General features: G+C 37.0%; 11 protein-coding genes. 10 read left to right on the forward strand and 1 reads right to left on the reverse strand.

The genetic code is table 11. The features are described 5' to 3' along the window. The first annotated feature begins 102 nt into the window (after window positions 1-102). From UCH001_RS03450 to argH, 5 genes are all read left to right on the forward strand, one after another. Window positions 103-2928 (forward strand): FAD-binding and (Fe-S)-binding domain-containing protein, encoded by a 2826-nt coding sequence (locus UCH001_RS03450; RefSeq protein WP_067174327.1) that lies wholly within the window; start codon window positions 103-105, stop codon window positions 2926-2928. Between the two features lie 172 nt (window positions 2929-3100). Next, complete coding sequence (locus tag UCH001_RS03455; RefSeq protein WP_067174328.1) at window positions 3101-3331, forward strand: sodium pump decarboxylase subunit gamma; 231 nt, start codon at window positions 3101-3103, stop codon at window positions 3329-3331. 34 nt (window positions 3332-3365) lie between these two features. After that, the gene (locus UCH001_RS03460; protein ID WP_067174331.1) at window positions 3366-5183 is read left to right on the forward strand and encodes a biotin/lipoyl-containing protein; all 1818 of its coding nucleotides are present in this window, start codon (window positions 3366-3368) and stop codon (window positions 5181-5183) included. 201 nt (window positions 5184-5384) lie between these two features. Further along, on the forward strand, window positions 5385-6962 hold the full coding sequence (gene pckA, locus UCH001_RS03465; RefSeq protein WP_067174337.1) for a phosphoenolpyruvate carboxykinase (ATP): 1578 nt from the start codon (window positions 5385-5387) through the stop codon (window positions 6960-6962). Window positions 6963-7027: 65 nt separating this feature from the next. Further along, window positions 7028-8413 (forward strand): argininosuccinate lyase, encoded by a 1386-nt coding sequence (argH, locus tag UCH001_RS03470; RefSeq protein ID WP_067174351.1) that lies wholly within the window; start codon window positions 7028-7030, stop codon window positions 8411-8413. Between the two features lie 36 nt (window positions 8414-8449). Here argH and UCH001_RS03475 read toward each other — a convergent pair whose 3' ends face one another. Then, window positions 8450-8806, reverse strand: a complete 357-nt coding sequence (locus UCH001_RS03475; RefSeq protein WP_067174354.1) for a histidine triad nucleotide-binding protein — start codon at window positions 8804-8806, stop codon at window positions 8450-8452. 175 nt (window positions 8807-8981) lie between these two features. On the opposite strand from UCH001_RS03475, the gene pheS reads away from it, so the two are divergent. The 5 genes from pheS (at window position 8982) to UCH001_RS03500 (ending at window position 16161) form a co-directional block, all read left to right on the forward strand. Continuing rightward, window positions 8982-9974: a phenylalanine--tRNA ligase subunit alpha gene (gene pheS / locus UCH001_RS03480; RefSeq protein ID WP_067178455.1), complete on the forward strand. Its 993-nt coding sequence runs from the start codon at window positions 8982-8984 to the stop codon at window positions 9972-9974. Continuing rightward, complete coding sequence (gene pheT / locus UCH001_RS03485) at window positions 9971-12310, forward strand: phenylalanine--tRNA ligase subunit beta (protein WP_067174356.1); 2340 nt, start codon at window positions 9971-9973, stop codon at window positions 12308-12310. The genes pheS and pheT overlap by 4 nt, the downstream gene beginning before the upstream one ends. Next, complete coding sequence (gene aroA, locus UCH001_RS03490; RefSeq protein WP_067174359.1) at window positions 12307-13590, forward strand: 3-phosphoshikimate 1-carboxyvinyltransferase; 1284 nt, start codon at window positions 12307-12309, stop codon at window positions 13588-13590. The genes pheT and aroA overlap by 4 nt, the downstream gene beginning before the upstream one ends. Beyond that, window positions 13587-14420: a 4-hydroxy-3-methylbut-2-enyl diphosphate reductase gene (locus UCH001_RS03495; protein WP_067174362.1), complete on the forward strand. Its 834-nt coding sequence runs from the start codon at window positions 13587-13589 to the stop codon at window positions 14418-14420. Before aroA ends, UCH001_RS03495 begins: the two co-directional genes overlap by 4 nt. Before the next feature lie 64 nt (window positions 14421-14484). Next, entirely contained in the window at window positions 14485-16161 is a 1677-nt protein-coding gene (locus UCH001_RS03500) for a 30S ribosomal protein S1 (protein WP_067174365.1), read from the forward strand.

Consider the following 16161-nt stretch of genomic DNA (forward strand, 5'->3'; position numbering starts at 1 on the left):
TCTTCGTATACTTTACCTATAAAAAATTTCATATAAATGTCATATGTTTTTTATGCCAAATTGCTACACTGATTAAAAACCCCATATTGTAAGGATGTTCGGATGCCATTGAGTGGAAATTACCTTAATTTCTATAATGAAATTGTGAATTTTATCCCTGAGAAGAGAATTTTTACAGACCCTCTTCACACCATTGCCTATGGCACAGACGCTTCGTTTTATAGGCTTATCCCTAAAGTCGTTATTTGGGCAAATGATGCCGATGAAGTAAGTCAAATCCTTAAAATCAGCTCGTCTCTCTCTTTGCCTGTTGTTTTCCGCGCAGCTGGAACAAGTTTATCAGGACAAGCGATTACTGACTCTATATTGATCGTGACATCACGTGACTGGAGAGGAATATCCGTCAATAAAGATGTGAGTTTGATCACCATGCAACCTTCTGTTATTGGTGCTGATGCGAATGCATATTTGCTCCCATATGGTAAGAAAATCGGACCAGATCCTGCGAGTATTGGTGCTGCAATGATTTCAGGTATTGCTGCAAATAACGCCAGCGGTATGTGTTGTGGTACGACAGACAATTCATATAAAACCTTAGAGTCGATGAAAATTATTTTTCATGATGGTACAGAGCTTGATACAGGTTCATCTGAGAGTATTAAAGCATTTAAACAGTATCACCATGCTCTTGTAGAACGCATTGGAACTCTTGCAAAAGAAGTAAGAGCCAATCCAGAGCTTCATGAAAAAATTGTACGAAAATTTAAAATCAAAAATACCTGTGGTTATAGTCTAAATGCACTTGTAGATTATGAAGATCCGATTGATATTATCGCTCACCTCATGATTGGTAGTGAAGGCACACTTGGATTTATCAAAGAGATTACATTTAAAACGGTTCCTGAGTATAAAGATAAAGCCAGTGCTTTAATGATCTTTAAAAATATTAAAGATGCCTGTGATGCGGTTATTGTGCTTAAAACACAATGTAAAGAAAATGTTGCCGCTGCTGAAATGATGGATAGAGCGGGACTTAGAAGTGTTGAAAACAAAGAAGGTATGCCAAGCTTTTTGAAGACACTAAGCCCTACTGCAACGGCAGTTCTTGTTGAGAGTCGTGCCGAAAACGATGCAAAGTTGGATGAAAATATCGCAGTTATTTTAGAAAAACTAGCACATATTGAGCCAGAAATGCCATTACACTTTACAAAAGATGTGTATGAATATACAAAGTATTGGAAAATTCGTAAAGGACTTTTCCCTGCTGTTGGCGCAGTGCGTGAGAGTGGTACAACGGTTATCATTGAGGACGTAGCATATCCTATCGAATCACTGGCTGATGCAACATTAGAGTTGCAAGAGTTGTTCAAAAAATATGGCTACAACGAGGCTATCATCTTTGGACATGCCCTAGATGGCAATCTTCATTTTGTCTTTACACAAGCATTTGAAGACCCTAAAGAGATTAAGCGTTATGAAGATTTTATGCAAGAAGTCGCAGAACAGGTCGCTACAAAATATCATGGAAGTCTCAAGGCAGAACATGGAACAGGCCGTAATATGGCTCCATTTGTTGAGTTAGAATGGGGTAATGATGCCTATGTGCTTATGAAAGAGATTAAGGCGATTTTTGATCCGAAAGGACTTTTAAATCCTGGTGTTATTATCAATGCAGATCCAAAAGCGCATCTGAAAAATTTCAAAGAAATGCCTAAGACCGATGACTATATTGATAAATGTATTGAGTGTGGATTTTGTGAGCCAGCATGCCCTTCCAATGCGCTTACTCTAACGCCAAGACAACGTATTGTTGTCAATAGACGTATGACAACATTGAAAAATCAAGATGAAATGGAAGCATTTGAAGAGATGCAAAAGCTTTATCAATATGATGGAGTAGAGACATGTGCGACATGTTCACTCTGTTCACTTGTTTGTCCAGTCGGTATCGATACGGGTGCTTTAACGAAGAAAATTCGCGCACATCAAATTACACCAACACAACACAAAATTGCAGGTATGATCGCCAATAACTATGGAACAGTTTTAGGTATTGGTAGCTTTGTACTAAGTGCTGTAAAAGGTGTCAACGCTGTTATACCTGATGGTGTGATGAAGGCAATGAGCGCAGGTGTTACGGCACTTAGTGGAAATAAATTGCCACTATGGACAGCTAGCCTTCCAGGAGGACATACGTTTAAGGACAGTCGAAAGCTCTTTGGTGCTGCTGAAAAAGTTGTCTATTTTTCATCCTGTTTAAATCGTACGATGGGAAATCCAAAGCCAAAAGGTGAAGAGAAAGAGTTAGATGAACTCATTATTGGTATTTTAGAAAAAGCAGGTTATGAAGTCATTTTCCCTGAACAGTTAAAGCCACTCTGCTGTGGTATGCCTTTCTCTAGCAAGGGATATAAAGCTGAAGGCAAACAAAAATCAATGGAGTTAGAGGCAGCACTCAATAAAGCAAGTGAAAATGGAAAATATCCTATCTTGTGTGATATGAGTTCATGTACAAAAACAATGATGGAGTATTTTGATACAGGATTAAAAGTGCATGACCCTATTGAGTTTATTCACGATTATCTTTTAGATAAATTAACCATTAGACAAATCAATGAGCCTGTTGTGATTCATACGATTTGTAGCACCCGTAAAATGGGCCTAGCAGACAAGTTTGAGAAGATTGCACGTTTGTGTAGCTCTAAAGTCACAGTTCCTGCAGATGTTACATGTTGCGGTTTTGCTGGAGATCGTGGATTTAATTATCCAGAGTTAAACAAATCAGCTTTGCGTCATTTAAAAGCATCTATTCCAAGTGATACAAAGCTAGCATTTTCAACAGGTAAACCATGTGAAATTGGTTTGAGCGAAGAGAGCGGACTCGAATATCGTTCATTATTCTATCTACTAGAACGCGCAATTTCATAAAAACTTCTTCATATAAAAGAGGTCAATCTTATTGTTTTATCATGAAAAGATTGACCCTCTTTTAACCTTCTAAAAGCACTTTTTCATAGGTTTGATTTAATAAATAAAATGATAAAATACTAAAATTTTGACTATGTTTTTTAGTTAAATTTAAACAAAAAGGGTTGCGTCTATGGAAGTTAATCTAATTGTGGAAATCTTGAAATTCTCATTTTCTGGTATCTCCACAGTGTTTGTGTTTTTAGCTTTAATGGCTGTTGTCTTGGTGCCATTAGTTAAAAGCATAATAAAATATTTTCCTCTTTGCGAGGGGAATGTCTTTATAAGTAATTCTACCCAAGGATTATTTCAAAAAGGTAACTTCTCAGTTGTTGCAGCCGTTGCTGCTTCTATTAGGTCATAAAACAAAATCAAAATAGTAAAAAGGGCAAAGTAAGATGGCTAAAAAATACATCGATGTGATGGATACGACGTTTAGAGATGGGTTTCAGTCGGTTTTTGGTGGACGTGTACTTATGGATGATTTTCTTCCTGCGGTAGCCGCAGCAAGAGATGCAGGTATTAGCCATTTTGAATTTGGTGGTGGAGCGCGCTTTCAAAGTCTTTATTTCTACCTCAATGAAGATGCTTTTGTAATGATGGACAAATTTAGAGAAATTGCTGGTCCAAATGCAAACCTCCAAACATTAGCACGTGGCGTTAACACTGTGATGCTTGATACAGGTAATCGCGAACTTATTGATCTTCATGCTAAAATGTTTAAAAAACATGGCACAACGACTATTCGTAACTTTGATGCTCTCAATGATGTAGAGAATCTTAAATACAGTGGTGAACGCATTGTACATCATGGTCTTAAACATGAGATTGTTGTTACAATGATGGATCTTCCTCCTAAATGTGTGGGAGCGCACGATGTAGCGTTTTATGAAAAAACATTACGTGCGATCTTAGATTCAGGTATCCCATATCATAGCATTTGTTTCAAAGATGCAAGTGGTACTTCAAGTCCTCAAAAAGTGTATGAAACTCTTAAAATGGCACGTAAACTTGTTCCAGAAGGAACTCATTTACGTCTTCACACGCATGAAACAGCAGGTGTCAGTGTTGCTTGTTATTTAGCAGCACTTGAAGCAGGTGTTGATGGTATTGATCTTGCAGCTTCCCCTGTAAGTGGTGGTACATCTCAACCCGATATTTTAACAATGCTTCATGCGGTTAAAGGTAAAGATTATGATCTTGGTGGCCTTGAGCTTGAAAAAATTCTCACGTACGAAGATGTGTTACAAGACTGTTTAAAAGATTATTTTATGCCACCAGAAGCTGTACAAGTTTCTCCACTTATCCCTTTTTCTCCAATGCCAGGTGGTGCTTTAACTGCCAATACTCAAATGCTTCGTGACAATAACATCCTTCACAAATTCCCAGAAGTGATTAAGGCAATGCGTGAAGTGGTTGAAAAAGGTGGATATGGTACAAGTGTTACTCCTGTATCTCAATTCTATTTCCAACAAGCATTTAACAATGTTATGTTCGGTCCTTGGGTAAAAATTGCTGAGGGATACGGCAAAATGGTACTTGGTTATTTTGGAAGAACTCCTGTTACTCCTAATGCAGAGGTTGTAGCACTTGCGAGTCAACAACTTAAACTTGAACCAACAACTAAAAATGCTCTTGAACTTGCCGATGCAGACGAGACTAAATCACTTTCTCATGTAAGAAAAATGCTTGAAGAAGCGAATCTTACAGTGACTGATGAAAACTTATTGATTGCAGCTGCGTGTAAAGAAAAAGGTATTGCATTCTTAAAAGGCGAAGCAAAAGTCAATGTTCGTAAAATTGAGAAAGAAAAACCAGCAACTCCAGCCGCATCAACAGGTAGTTCAGAGTTTACAGTCACTGTAAATGGTCAAAAATACCATGTAAGATCAGAAGGTAACGATACAACATTTGTTATTGATGGAGAAGTGTATATTATCGATGTAAAAGATGGTGCTGAAGAAGGCGTTGCTTCTTGTAGTGCTGCTGCATCGAATACAAATGGTGGTCGTGAGATTAAAGCAGGATTACCAGGGTCTATCTTTAAAGTGCTTGTTAATGAGGGTGATAAAGTCAAAAAAGGGCAGCCTGTTATTGTGATTGAAGCAATGAAAATGGAGATTGAAGTAACTTCTCCAGAAGATGGCGTTGTTAGTAGTGTAAAAGTAAAACAAGGTGATACAATCGTTAACAACCAAGTTCTTGTAACTTTATAAATGAGATTGGTTCGTAAAGTATCGTAAAACTCTCCTTCTCTTGTTTTGAACAAGAGAAGGAGAATCGTGTAAAAGGTCTAAAAAAAGATCCAGTGAATATGCTTTCAATGGGTCCTAGTGTGGCAGGTCTCATTGGCTCTGCGGTTGCAGCATAGATGCTGTTGTCTATTTTTAAAAAAACGTTTTGAGGATATAAATACTATGTCGAAGATTAATGAAATTGAAAAGTTAGGCTTAACCAATATTGGTAAGATTCACTATAACCTAAGCTATGATGAACTTTTAAAGCATGAAATTGCAAACAATGAAGGTCATCTTACAAGCAATGGCACATTTAGTGTAGATACAGGAATTTTTACTGGAAGAAGCCCGAAAGATAAATATTTTGTAGATCAAGAACCTTCTAACAAATATATCGCATGGGGAAAAATGAACCAGAAGATTAGCAAAGAGGTTTTCGATGAACTTTTCGCTAAAGTAAAACAACAACTCTCTGGTAAAGATATATATGTTCAAGATGCTTACAGTGGCGGCAGCTTGGCAAGTCGTAAAAGTATTCGTGTTGTTACCGAAATTGCATGGCAAGCTCATTTTGTAAAAAATATGTTCATTCGCCCAAATGAAGAAGAACTTGCTCATTTTAAACCAGATTTTGTACTTTATAATGCGTGTAAAATGTCAAACGAAGATTATAAAAAACATGGTCTTCATTCTGATGTATTTGTAGTTTTCAATGTTGAAGAAAATATTGCGATTATTGGTGGTACCTGGTACGGTGGAGAGATTAAAAAAGGTATCTTCTCTATGATGAACTACTGGTTGCCATTAGAGGGTAAACTTTCGATGCACTGTTCTGCAAATGTTGGTGAAAAAGGTGACACAGCTCTTTTCTTCGGTCTTTCAGGAACAGGTAAAACAACACTTTCAACAGACCCAAAACGTAAATTGATTGGTGATGATGAACATGGTTGGGATGATGAAGGCGTCTTTAACTTTGAGGGTGGCTGTTACGCAAAATGTATCAATCTTGACCCAAGCAGTGAGCCTGAAATTTATGGTGCAATTCGTCAAGATGCTCTTTTAGAAAATGTTGTTATTAATGACAACAAAGAAGTAGATTATGCAGATGCTTCAAAAACAGAAAATACTCGTGTTTCTTACCCTATTTATCACATTGACAATCATGAAAAAAGCCTCCAAGGGGGTCACCCTAAAAAAATTATTTTTCTAAGTGCTGATGCATTTGGTGTTTTACCTCCAGTGTCAAAACTCACAAAAGAGCAAGCAATGTACTACTTCTTAAGTGGATATACTGCTAAAGTTGCGGGAACTGAGCGTGGTATTACTGAGCCAGTAGCAACATTTAGTGCATGTTTTGGTGAGGCGTTCTTGCCACTACATCCAACTGCTTATGCGAAGCTTTTAGGTGAAAAAATTGCAAAACACAATGTTGATGTTTATTTGGTGAACACAGGTTGGACTGGTGGTAGTTATGGTGTTGGTAAACGTATGAGCATTAAAGCGACACGTGCATGTATCAACGCAATTTTGGATGGTAGTATCAATGAATGTGAATTTGAAAGTATTCCTGTTTTCAACATTCAAGTGCCAAAAGCATTAGATGGTGTACCAACTGAAATTTTAAATCCTAAAAATACTTGGGAAAACAAAAGTCTTTATGATGCAACCAGAGATGAACTTGCTGAAATGTTTATTGAGAATTTTAAAAAGTATATTACCGCTGATTCTGATTTTTCGAGCGCTGGTCCAAAACTCTAATTCTAACATGACACGTACGGGGGTTTAACACTCCTGTACTTTTTTACAATCAAGGAGATTTCTTAATGTCAAAGCTATGGTCTGGCAGATTCGCCGCAAGTGGAGCAGCACTTCTCGATGAATTTAATGCTTCATTACCTTTTGATAAAAAATTATACGAAGAGGATATCAAAGGCTCGATTGCACATGCAACGATGCTAGCAAAACAAGGTATTCTCACACAAGATGAAGCCGATCAAATCGCTCGTGGGTTATTACAAATTAAAAAAGAGATCGAAGAGGGAATATTTGTTTTTGATATTGCCCATGAAGATATTCATATGTCTGTTGAAACGAGGCTGATTGATTTAATTGGTGAAGCAGGTAAGCGCTTACACACGGCAAGAAGTCGTAATGATCAAGTTGCAGTTGATTTTAGGCAGTATGTGCAAAAGCAGACTTTAATCATTGTTCATGTTTTAGAAGAGGTGATTGATGTATTGATGAATATTGCAAAAGAACATACTCAAACATTACTCCCTGGTATGACACATCTTCAACATGCACAACCTATCAACTTAGCATTTCATCTCTTAGCATACGTTTCGATGTTCAAACGTGATATTGAACGACTGGAAAGTTCATATCAGCGTAACAATGTTTTACCTCTTGGCTGTGCCGCACTTGCTGGAACACCACACAACATTGATAGAGAGTATGTAGCGCAACTTTTAGGCTTTGATAGTGTCAGTGTAAACTGTCTTGATACGGTGAGTGATCGTGACTTTGCACTAGAGATTCTTTTCAATATTTCAACTATTATGATGCATGTTTCTCGTTTTGCGGAAGAGCTTATACTATGGTCAAGTTACGAGTTTAAGTTTGTGACACTCAGTGATGAATACTCAACGGGTAGTTCTATTATGCCTCAAAAGAAAAATCCTGATGTTCCAGAGCTTTTACGTGGTAAAACAGGTCGCGTCAATGGCAATCTTATCTCGTTATTGACGGTACTCAAAGGATTGCCATTAGCTTATAATAAAGATATGCAAGAAGATAAAGAGGGTGTATTTGACAGTGTCGAAACCGTTTACATGTCTCTTAATATCCTCAAAGAAGCGGTACGAACAATGACAATTAATGTTGATCGTATGAAGCAAGCCTGCGAAGTAGGGCATCTTAGTGCAACCGATTTAGCAGATTATTTAGTACAAAAATGCGATATTCCATTCCGTGAAGCACATTTTATTACAGGACGTGCAGTAGCGCATGCAGAGAGCTTAGGAATTGATTTAAGCGTAATGAGTGTCACTGAACTTCAAAAAGTTGATCCACGTATTGGAAATGATGTATGTGAGTATCTCTCTTTGGTCAATTCAATGAATGCACGTACTTCTCAAGGAGGAACAGCAGTTTCTTCTACATGTAAACAAATTGAAATTTTTGAAACGTGGATGAAAGCACGTAGATAAGAAAAGTAAGAAGAGGTGAAAACCTCTTCTATGATGTTATAAAAATTTGTGTGAATCGCTGTCGCTTAAGTGATTCCATGAAAGTTTTGCACCACCTAAAAGATGAAAATGAAGATGCATTACCTCTTGTCCACCATCACTACCATTATTTGTAATTAAGCGATAACCACTCTCATCAAGCCCTAGAAGTTTTGCAACTTGATGTGTAAATTCTGTTAACCCCACCATGATTTTTGGGTCAACTTCTTGGAAATTTTTATACTCTTTTTTGGGAATAATTAAAATATGAATAGGCGCTTTTGGATTAATGTCATGAAACGCTAAGAACTCCTCATTTTCAAGTACTTTGTTGCAAGGAATTTCACCGCTTACAATTTTACTAAAGATAGTCATAGCTTTCTCCTTATTTTATGATCTTGATAGATTGAAACTCTAAAAGCGTGCAATCAATGTGCCAGTATTTAGAATAAACATTAGATTTTAACCTTTTATAATTAAAGTTTGACTAAAATGAGCTTCTTATTAGACTTAAGAGCGCCATGAATGCTCGTGAATGAAAGGTAACCCTTTGAAAGATATGGAAAATGCGATAGCAGCGTGTACATCGCTCGTTGAATTGGAAAAGATGCGCGTCTCTCTTTTTGGTAAAAAAGGATATTTTGCGGCACAGTTTGAAGAGCTTAAAAAGCTTGAAGGTGATGCTAAAAAAGAGTTTGCTCAAAATCTCAATATTAATAAAGAAAATTTTTTAGAACGACTCAATGAGAAAAAGAGTGCACTAGAAACAATTATGATTGAAGAGCAGATGCGTAAAAGCAGTGTTGATGTGACATTGTTCAATCAAGAGAGCAGTGCTGGTGCTTTGCATCCTGTTATGGATACGATGGATAAAATTATTGAATATTTTGTAAGCATGAACTTTTCGATTGAAGAAGGTCCTTTAGTTGAGGATGATTTCCATAACTTTGAAGCACTAAATCTTCCAAAGTATCACCCAGCGCGTGATATGCAAGACACGTTTTATTTTAAAGATTCAATGCTTCTTCGCACACACACTTCACCTGTTCAAATTAGAACAATGCTCAAACAAAAAGCACCTATTCGTATGATTTGTCCAGGAGCAGTTTTTAGACGTGATTTTGACATCACCCATACGCCAATGTTTCATCAAGTAGAAGGACTTGTTGTTGATAAGGCAGGAAAAGTCTCATTTGCTAACCTAAAATTTATTCTTGAAGACTTTTTGAAATATATGTTTGGTGACGTAAAAGTTCGTTTCCGTCCTAGCTTCTTCCCATTTACGGAGCCAAGTGCAGAAGCAGATATTAGCTGTATCTTCTGCCATGGCGAAGGATGTAGAGTGTGTTCACACACTGGCTGGCTTGAAGTACTTGGTTGTGGTGTTGTTGATCCAAACGTATTTAAAGCCGTAGGCTATAAAGATGTAAGTGGGTATGCTTTCGGTCTTGGTGTTGAGCGCTTCGCAATGCTTTTACATCAAATTCCAGATTTACGATCTTTATTTGAGGGTGATTTGAGATTATTGGAGCAATTGAGATGATAGTAACAAAACAATGGTTAAATGAATGGATTGATTTAGGTGCGATTGATACCGATAAAATTTCACTAGCACTCAATGCTATTGGTTTGGAAGTCGATGGACTGACAAAAATAAGAATCCCTCAAAATGTTGTTGTAGGAAAAGTAATCTCTTGCGAGAAACACCCTAATGCAGATAAACTCAATGTATGCCAAGTGGATGTTGGAGAGAATGTTCAACAAATTGTATGTGGCGCTAAAAACGTTGCAGCAGGACAGATGATTGCCGTTGCATTGATTGGCGCTGAACTTCCTGGCGGATTAAAAATTAAAAAAGCAAAACTGAGAGATGTTGAGTCTTGCGGCATGATCTGCTCTTCTACAGAGCTTGGGCTTCCTAAAATCAATGATGGCATCATGATCTTAGATGAGAGTATTGGTAAACTTGAAATTGGAAAACCTCTTTGTGAATATCCACTTATTAATGATGATGTGATTGAAATTGGTTTGACACCAAATCGTGGAGATTGCCAAAGTATTTATGGTGTTGCTCGAGATCTTAGTGTTTATTTTGATCTTGAAGTGAAAACATTAGGCAGTAAAGAGGAAGAAGAAAAACAACCAGGCGTTGGAAGAGTACTTCATCTTCATGGAAGCGAAGCTCTGGATGGCTCTTATATGTATAAAGTGTTTGATAATAAAGAGATTGACGTCCCACTTCTTATTCAACTTCGTTTAGGATTTGCAGAGATTGATAATAGCTGTCTTCTTGGTAAATTAATTGATTATTCGACCTATGTAACAGGTGTTTTGCTTCGCGCATACAATCAAAGCTGTTTTGGTGCAAAAGATGAAAAAGCAAAAATTGCAATTGCTAAAGATGAAAATGGTTTAGATGCAATTTTTGGTTTGAATGGTCAAAAAGTGGCTATTACAGGTATAACACAAATAGTAGAGTGTAAAGCAACAGCGATGGATGAACGCATTATTGTTGAAGCTAATTATACTCACCCTGAAATTATTGCATCTAGGAGTGCCAATAAAAAATTGGGTGGTGACAAACATCTTTACCGATCTTCCAGAGGAAGTGAACCCCATCTTGCCTTTGGATTGAATTACTTTTTTAAAATGCTTACAAAGCGTTCACAAGTAATGCCTTATGCGGATTCTCAACAAATTACACAAGATTTTGAAGAAAAAATTATTAACATTCATCAGAGTGAATTAACACAAATGATTGGTGAAGAAATTCCTAAAAGTCGAATTATTAAGATTTTAAAACATTTAGGATTTGGCGTAAATTTTGCATTTGAGCAAGATGTTATGAATGTCAAAATCCCACAATTTAGATCAGACGTCCTCAATACACAAGATATTTGTGAAGAGATCGTACGTATTGTAGGGATTGATAATATTACTTCTAAGCCATTTGTATTTGCAGAACAATTGAAAATTAATCAGCCTTACCTAAACTTCAAAAAAAGACAGATGTATCGTCATCGTGCAGTATCTGCTGGCTTTTTTGAAACATTGCACTTTGTGTTTGATGATGCAGAGAATGCTAAAAAATTCCATTTGCCACTTCTAAATGAAGCATTAGAGGTTGCAAATCCTATTACGAGTGAGTTAAATACGTTACGAAGTTCACTGTTACCAAATATCTTAAGTGCTGTTTCAAACAACCTTAAATTTGGTAAAAAGCGTGTAGCCCTATTTGAAGTGGGTAGCGTTTTTGATAGCGAAAGAAATGAGAGCAAAAAAATAGCGTTTGTGTTTAGTGGGGAAAATGGTATTCCTGAAATTGCTAACCATGGAAAACCAACTGAAATCGATTTCTTTGCATTCGCTGGAAAAATTCAAAGTATTTTAGGTAACTTTACACTGCTTCCACTTAGCGATGTTAATGGTCTTTGCAGCCCATATGAGGCAGCACGTGTAATGATTGATGGCGTAGAAGCTGGCTATATGGCACGTGTGAATGTTCAAGTCGAAAAAGAGCTTGACTTAGATAGAACCTATATTTGTGAATTAGATTTTGATGCACTTTCATACAAGCGTAAAATTGCAAAAGAGTACTCTAAACTTCCATCTTCTTCTCGTGATTTAAGCCTTTTAGTTGATGCAAAAATGCAGTATTCTGAATTAGAGAGTTTTATTGCTTCTATTGCACCAAAAGCTTTGGTTAAATTTGCCGTTATCGATCGTTACGTGCATGAAAGTCTTGGTGATAAAGTTAGTCTTACACTTAAGCTTCAATTTCAGTCGATGGATAAAACATTTGAAGAAGAAGAAATCGCTTCTATGGTTGAGGCATTGCTTTCAAAAATTCAAGAAAAATTTGGAATTACTATCCGATGAAAACATTACATGTAAACCCCAAAGCCTCTTTTGAGTTTATAACCGATCAAATTGCCAGCGATAAGTCTATCTCACATCGCTGTGCGATTTTTTCACTTTTAAGTGACAAACCCTCTCATGTCAAAAACTACTTACCTGCTGAAGATACTATGTGCACATTAAGTATCGTGCAATCTTTAGGAGCAGATGTTGAAACAGCTGAAGATGGAACACTGACGATTACACCACCAACGAGTATTGTAGAGCCTCCACTCATTCTTGATTGTGGCAATTCAGGCACTGCTATACGCCTTTTGATGGGCTTTCTCTCAAGTTGTAAAGGTTTCTTTGTTTTATACGGTGACAAATATCTTTGTTCTCGCCCTATGCGTCGTGTGGCTGACCCTTTGCGTGAGATTGGTGCGCATATTGATGGTAGGAACAATGGCAATTATGCACCATTGGGCATTCGCGGTGAAACGCTTAAAGCCTTTCATTATGAGAGTAAAATTGCTTCTGCACAGGTCAAAAGCGCACTTATTTTAGCAGCGCTTCAAGCAGATGGTATCTCTACATTTAGTGAACCAGAGCTGAGCCGTGACCATAGTGAGAGAATGCTTCGTGGTATGGGTGCAAATGTCATTTCTGATGGATTAAATGTAACGATTCATCCTCAAACGACACCACTTAAACCTCTTCATATGAGAGTCCCGAGTGATCCTTCTAGTGGCTTTTTCTTTGCTGTTGCTGCAGCCATTAATGAAGGAAGCTCCGTTACACTCCACAATATGCTTTTAAATCCAACACGAATTGAGGCGTATAAAGTACTTGAGCGTATGGGCGCTGAGGTTTTATTTGTTGAAAAAGAAAACGTGTATGAAAGTGTTGGCGATATTATTATCAAAGGCAAAGCTTTGCATGGTGTTGAAGTAAGTGAAAATATTTCATGGCTTATTGATGAACTGCCTGCGCTTTCTATTGCGTTTGCATGTGCACAAGGAAAAAGCCTTGTTAAAAATGCACAGGAACTTCGCGTCAAAGAGAGCGATAGAATTTCTAGTGTTGTGAAAAATCTTCGTTTATGTGGCATCGCTGTTGAAGAATTTGAAGATGGCTATGAAGTTACTGGCAGTGCATTACACAGTGCTACTATCAATAGTTTTGGAGACCATAGAATTGCAATGAGTTTTGCTATTGCAGGAACAAAAACACCAATGATTATCGAAGATATTGACTGTATTAACACCTCTTTCCCAAATTTTATTGAGCTTCTTGCTCAAATAGGAACTGTTAACCAATGAAAATTAAACTCGCTTCTAGCTACGGTTTTTGTTTCGGAGTAAAACGAGCCATTAAAATTGCCGAAAATACGAAGAATGCTTCAACGATCGGACCGCTGATTCACAATAATGAAGAGATTAATCGTTTACGTGAAAATTTTAATGTTAAAACACTGCATGATATTTCTGAAGCTAAAGATGTAGATAAAGCTATTATTCGTACGCATGGTATCCCTAAAAAAGACCTTGAAACACTCGTTAAAAGTGATGTTCAAGTCATCAATGCAACATGCCCTTACGTGACAAAACCTCAAGAGATTTGTGAAAAAATGAGTATGGAAGGGTATGAAATTGTCATTTTTGGTGATGCAGACCATCCTGAAGTCAAAGGGGTTGAGAGCTACGCCATCCATGGAGCACATGTGGTACAAAGCGTTGCTGAGCTTGAAAAAGTGAAATTTAAAGGCAATAAAATTGCAGTCGTTTCACAAACCACGCGAAAAATTAGTGAATTTTTAGAAATTACCAATTATTTAGAAACACGATACAAAGAAGTGAGAGTTTTTAATACGATTTGTAATGCGACTTTTGAGAACCAAGATGCTGCACGAGAGCTTGCAAAAGAGGCGGATGTGGTGATTGTTATTGGGGGCAAAAACTCTTCTAATACCAAGCAATTGCATAGTATTTGCAAAGAGTATTGTGAAGATAGTTTTTTAGTAGAGAGTGATAAAGATTTGGATCCAGCTTGGTTTGCAGGTAAAACGCTTTGTGGTGTGACTGCGGGTGCTTCAACGCCTGATTGGATTATCGAAAAAATAGTTGGAAAAATCAGCGAAATTAAAGTATAATAGGCAACTTTTACATGTTTACATGTAGCTAAATGTGTCAAAAATCAATCAAAAAGGGTATAAAATGGTAAATGAGGCGAACAAAGCTGTTCATACTGACGCCGTAGACGAGCATGAGGAGATGGATTTTGCGGCTATGTTGGAAGAGTCTTTTAAAGATTCTGAGAGAGATGCACTCATCAATGGTGTTGTTGTAGCAATCAAAGAAGATGTCATCCTTGTTGATGTGGGCAAGAAGTCTGAAGGACGATTGAACGCATCTGAGGTTACAGATGAAAATGGCAACATAACATGCAAAGTGGGAGATGTAATCCCTGTAGTTATTACAGGATTCAGAAACGAAAGACCAGCTGTTTCGCACAAAAAGGCCCTTCGTAAAGATAGAATTAAGTCGTTCATCGCAGATTTTAAAGAAGAAGACGATGTTGTTCTTGATGTTAAAATCACTGGTAAAAACAAAGGTGGATTTATCGCTGAGAATAAAGAAGGCATTGAGTTCTTCCTTCCACGTTCACAGGCAGCTGTAAAAGATATGAATGCGCTTATGGGTAAATCACTCAAAGTTAAAATCATTAAAATTGATAATGAAACAGAGTCCATCATCGTTTCTCGCAAAAAGTTCTTAGATGATGAGCGTAAAAAACGTAAAGAAATCGTTCAAGAATTGATTGATCGTGATGAAGTAGTTGAAGGAACCATCAAAAAAATTACAACTTATGGTATGTTTGTTGATGTTGGTGGAATTGACGGCTTGGTTCACTACAGCGAAATCAGTTATAAAGGTCCAGTAAATCCTGGTACACTTTATAAAGAAGGTGAAGTTATTCCTGTTAAAGCGATCAAATATGACAAAGATAAACGTCATTTATCTCTTTCAGTAAAAGCAGCTATGCCAGATCCATGGGATGAAATCAAAGATGAATTAGAGACAGGTGATTCAATTCAAGTAACCATCAGCAATATCGAACCATATGGTGCGTTTGTTGATCTTGGAAATGATATTGAAGGTTTCCTCCATATTTCTGAAATTTCATGGGATAAAAACATCAAACACCCACGCGATTATATCGAAGAAGGTCAAGTTGTTGATGTTGAAGTTATTGAAATCGATGCTAAAGAGAGAAGACTTCGCGTATCACTCAAAAATGTCCTTCCAAAACCATTTGATGATTTCATGAAAAAATTCAAAGTAGGTGATGTTGTTAAAGGTGAAATTACAACGATTACAAACTTTGGTGCTTTTGTAAAAATCGGTGGAATTGAAGGTCTTTTACACAATGAAGATGCTTCTTGGGATCGTAACAACAAATGCAAAGAATTGTTTGCAGTAGGCGATGTTGTTGAAGTTAAAATTGTAAAAATTGATGAAGAGAACGAAAAAGTATCTTTGAGCAAAAAAGAGCTTGAAGATAGTCCAATCCAAAAATATGCAAAATCACATGAGAATGGTGACATCGTTCATGGTAAAATCAGAGATATTAAAGAGTTTGGTATCTTTGTTGAACTTGAAGATAATGTAGATGCACTTATTCGTAAAGAAGATTTAGGACAAGTCAACGAAGCTGATCTAAAAATTGGCGATGAAATCGAAGCGGCTATTACCTTTATTGATGACAAGAAAAATCGTATTCGCCTCTCTGTTAGACGTCTTTCAAAACTCAAAGAGAGAGAAGCGTTAAAAGAGATCAATAAAGAAGAGAAAATGACGCTTGGAGATATTCTTAAAGATCAATTGAAATAA

Source organism: Sulfurospirillum sp. UCH001 (assembly GCF_001548035.1).
Taxonomy (GTDB): Bacteria; Campylobacterota; Campylobacteria; order Campylobacterales; family Sulfurospirillaceae; genus Sulfurospirillum.

Coding starts and splice junctions, on each gene's coding strand:
- UCH001_RS03455 (WP_067174328.1), top strand. CDS start 3,101: ATGGAAGTTAATCTAATTGTGGAAATCTTGAAATTCTCATTTTCTGGT.
- pckA (WP_067174337.1), top strand. CDS start 5,385: ATGTCGAAGATTAATGAAATTGAAAAGTTAGGCTTAACCAATATTGGT.
- UCH001_RS03495 (WP_067174362.1), top strand. CDS start 13,587: ATGAAAATTAAACTCGCTTCTAGCTACGGTTTTTGTTTCGGAGTAAAA.
- argH (WP_067174351.1), top strand. CDS start 7,028: ATGTCAAAGCTATGGTCTGGCAGATTCGCCGCAAGTGGAGCAGCACTT.
- UCH001_RS03450 (WP_067174327.1), top strand. CDS start 103: ATGCCATTGAGTGGAAATTACCTTAATTTCTATAATGAAATTGTGAAT.
- pheT (WP_067174356.1), top strand. CDS start 9,971: ATGATAGTAACAAAACAATGGTTAAATGAATGGATTGATTTAGGTGCG.
- aroA (WP_067174359.1), top strand. CDS start 12,307: ATGAAAACATTACATGTAAACCCCAAAGCCTCTTTTGAGTTTATAACC.
- UCH001_RS03500 (WP_067174365.1), top strand. CDS start 14,485: ATGGTAAATGAGGCGAACAAAGCTGTTCATACTGACGCCGTAGACGAG.
- UCH001_RS03475 (WP_067174354.1), bottom strand. CDS start 8,806: ATGACTATCTTTAGTAAAATTGTAAGCGGTGAAATTCCTTGCAACAAA.
- UCH001_RS03460 (WP_067174331.1), top strand. CDS start 3,366: ATGGCTAAAAAATACATCGATGTGATGGATACGACGTTTAGAGATGGG.